Genomic DNA, 3,386 nt, shown 5'->3' on the forward strand with positions numbered 1-3,386 from the left:
GGGGCATCGTGGGGGGGGGGCCCCGTGGGTCTTGGGGGGGGGGGGGGGGGGGCCCTTCTACCCCTCTTGCGTGTAAAACCCGCGGCCCCGGGGGGGGGGGGGGCCCCCCCGCGGATCCGCCACGCGCCGGAACGCGGGCGGACTCAGGGCTCAGGACATCCGTCAGCTCAGGAAATCCGTCAGCTCAGAACGCCCGTCAGCCCTGCCAGGAGCTGCCGGTCGAGGGCCGGGTCGCCGTGCCCCCGGTGGACGTCACCGCACGCGACGGAGCGGACGGGGCCGGGCCGGCCGATCCGGTCCCCGAACCGCTGGTCCGCACGGTCGGCGCCGACGAGGTGGTCGACGTCCCGCGCACCGGCGCGGCCGAAGTCCGCGGGGCCGACGCCCCGGACGCCGCCGACTGGCCCGCCGAGGTGCGCGGCGCGGTGGCGCGGCCCTGCGCGGCCACGCCCACGGGCGCGCCGTCGCCCGGTTCGACGCGCTCGATCCGCAGCACCAGGTTCCGGTCGCTGCGGTCACCGCCCCCGTCCCGGTTGCGGCTGTGCACCAGCTGCGTCAGCACGCCCCGGACTTCCTGCCAGCGCCCCTGCACCGCGCGGATGTTGGGGCACCACTCGCCCTCGCGCCGGTGCTCCAGGTCGAGCTCCCAGCGCTCGGCGTCCACGAGGTGGCTCGCCCCGACCGTCCCGGGAATCTCGACCGGACGGCCGCCGCGCACCGTCACCACCGCCCGCTGCGGCCACTGCCCCTCCACCGCCGTCACCGTGATCCGGCTCCGCCCCTGATACCAGGCCATCGCTGTCCTCCTCCATCCGTCCTCGTGCCGACCGCCGACCGCCGACCGGCCTCGGCCGGTATCACGGCCGACACCCCCTCCCGGGTTCGAACGGCGGGCACGACAGTGCACGTCAGGGGGCGTGGGAGCCCGAGGGCAGCACGCCCATCGAACATTTTGCCGACAGGTTCAGGTCAGGGCGATGGCTAGATCACCCCCTTGTCTGTAGTCGTATACACACATAGCGTGACTGCCCTGCCGCGGTGCGGCGGTTCCCTCACCTACCCATGGAGGTGGCTTCGCCATGTCCGGAACGTCCTCGTACACCGAGCCCATCGAGCCCACGCCCGCCACCGCCGAAGCGAACCGGAAGGCCGCCGAGGCGGCCAGGATCGCCGACGAGAAGGACGGCCGGGACTTCGCCGACGCCAGCCGGTTCATGATCGCCCCGCCGGACGTGCCCGTCATCATGTCCCGCAAGAACCCGTCGGAGGTGGTCTGGGACTTCACCGCGTACGAGTTCCTCCAGCCGGACCTGCGCACCGAGATGCCCACGGTCAACGGCAGCCTGCACCGGCAGGGCGAACTCACCGCCATCGCCGGGCTGTTCCACGTCACGAGCTGTCCCGCGTACCGGATCTACCAGGTACGCGGCTACGACCTGTCGAACATGACGATCATCGAGAGCGACGCGGGCCTGGTCATCATCGACCCGCTGGCCTGCTACGAGACCGCGCAGGCCGCGCTCCGGCTGTTCCGGGACAGGGCCGAGCTCACCCGGGAGCAGCGGCCCGTCCTCGGCGTCGTCTACACCCACTGCCACGTCGACCACTTCGGCGGTTCCCGGGGCCTGTTCGCCGAGCAGGGCGACCCGCTGGAGCCGGGCGTCCCCGTGGTCGCGCCGGAGGGCTTCCTGGAGCACGCGATCAGCGAGAACGTCTACGCGGGCCCCGCGATGGCGCGGCGCGCGCAGTACATGTACGCGGCGCAGCTGGACAAGAGCCCGACGGGGCAGGTCGGTTCGGGCCTGGGCACGACCATCTCCACCGGCGAGGTGACCCTCATCCCGCCGACCGACTACATCGGCGGGCCCCGTCACCAGCCGGTCCCCAAGGACCAGTGGAGCGACAGCACGTACGTCATCCCCTGGCGGCCGGGGCTGTACCAGTTCAACCTGGCCGGCGTGCAGATGGTGTTCCAGCTCACGCCGGGCACCGAGGCCCCGGCGGAGATGAACATCTACTTCCCGGACGCCCGGACCCTGTGCATCGCGGAGAACGCCACCCACACCATGCACAACATCCTCAGCCTGCGGGGCGCCCAGGTGCGGGACGCGCACGCGTGGTCGAAGTACCTGACCGAGGCGATCCAGACCTTCGGCAAGGAGACCGACGTCCTGTTCGCCTCGCACCACTGGCCGATGTGGAGCGAGGCGGGCGAGGGCAGCGCGCCCGGCAACGCCCGCATCCTCGAATTCCTCAACACCCAGCGCGACATGTACGGCTACCTCAACGACCAGTCGCTGCGGCTGATCAACGCCGGCCGCACCGGCATCGAGATCGCCGAGGAGCTGGAGACCCTCCCGCCGGGCCTGGACGACCACTGGTACAACCAGGGCTACTACGGCTCGCTGAGCCACAACCTCAAGGCGGTCTACCAGCGGTACATGGGCTGGTACGACGCCAACCCGGCCCACCTGTGGCAACTCCCGCCCGTCAAGGCCGGCGCGGCGTACGTCGAGGCGATGGGCGGCGCCGAGGCCGTCGTCACGGCGGCCCAGCGGGCCTACGACACCGACACCACGGACGGCTTCCGCTGGGCCGCCGAACTCCTCGACCACGTCATCTTCGGCGCCGCCGCCGAGTCGGGCAGCCCGCTCGCCGAGCCGCAGGTCGCCCGGGCCAAGCAGCTCCAGGCCAAGGTCTTCACCCAGCTCGGCTACGGCAGCGCCAACGGCACCTGGCGCAACGCCTACCTCACCGGCGCCCAGGAGGTCGTGCTCGGCCCGCAGCCGCTGATCACCAGCCAGACCTCCGCCGACCTGATCCGCAGCACCACCCTGGACCAGTTCTTCTCCGCCCTCGCCCGCAGCGTGGACGGACCGACGGCCGCCGAGCGGAACCGCCTCCCGATCACCCTGAACTGGGTGTTCACCGACACCGGCGACACCTGCACCACCACCCTGCGCAACGGCGTCCTGGTCTACGTGGCCGGCGGCGACCGCCTCGTCGACGTGCCGGACGCCACCATCACCCTCAGCCGCCAAACCCTCGACGACCTCGCCCAGACCCCCGGCTTCCGGCACAACTTCGACCAGGCCGTCCAGGACCAGCGCATCACCCTCGCGGGCGCGAACGCCCAGCAGGCGGCCGACGCCGTCTTCGCCACCCTGACCCTCCCCGACCCGAAGTTCCCCATCGTCACCCCGCCCACCCGGTAAACGGCGAGGGGGCGCCTTCGATCTTCCGACTCGATCCGATCTGAGGCCCTGAAGTCCCAAAGCCCCGGAAATGCAGAGAACCCCCATCCGGTTTCCCGGATGGGGGTTCTCTGTGAATGATTGTTCGGCGGCGTCCTACTCTCCCACAGGGTCCCCCCTGCAGTACCATCG

2 protein-coding genes are annotated in these 3,386 nt (G+C 71.4%); one reads left to right on the top strand and one right to left on the bottom strand.

Annotated features, from left to right (window positions below; all coding sequences use genetic code 11):
* Positions 1 to 196: 196 nt before the first annotated feature.
* Complete coding sequence (locus ACFV6I_RS35835; RefSeq protein WP_380430113.1) at positions 197 to 796, bottom strand: hypothetical protein; 600 nt, start codon at positions 794 to 796, stop codon at positions 197 to 199.
* A gap of 283 nt (positions 797 to 1,079) precedes the next feature.
* Between ACFV6I_RS35835 and ACFV6I_RS35840 the strand changes: the two genes are divergently transcribed.
* A complete protein-coding gene (locus tag ACFV6I_RS35840; protein ID WP_380430116.1) occupies positions 1,080 to 3,215 on the top strand; it encodes an alkyl/aryl-sulfatase in 2,136 nt (711 codons plus the stop codon).
* Positions 3,216 to 3,386: the final 171 nt, after the last annotated feature.

Origin of the sequence: Kitasatospora sp. NPDC059803, assembly GCF_042732255.1 — a bacterium.
GTDB lineage: Bacteria > Actinomycetota > Actinomycetes > Streptomycetales > Streptomycetaceae > Kitasatospora.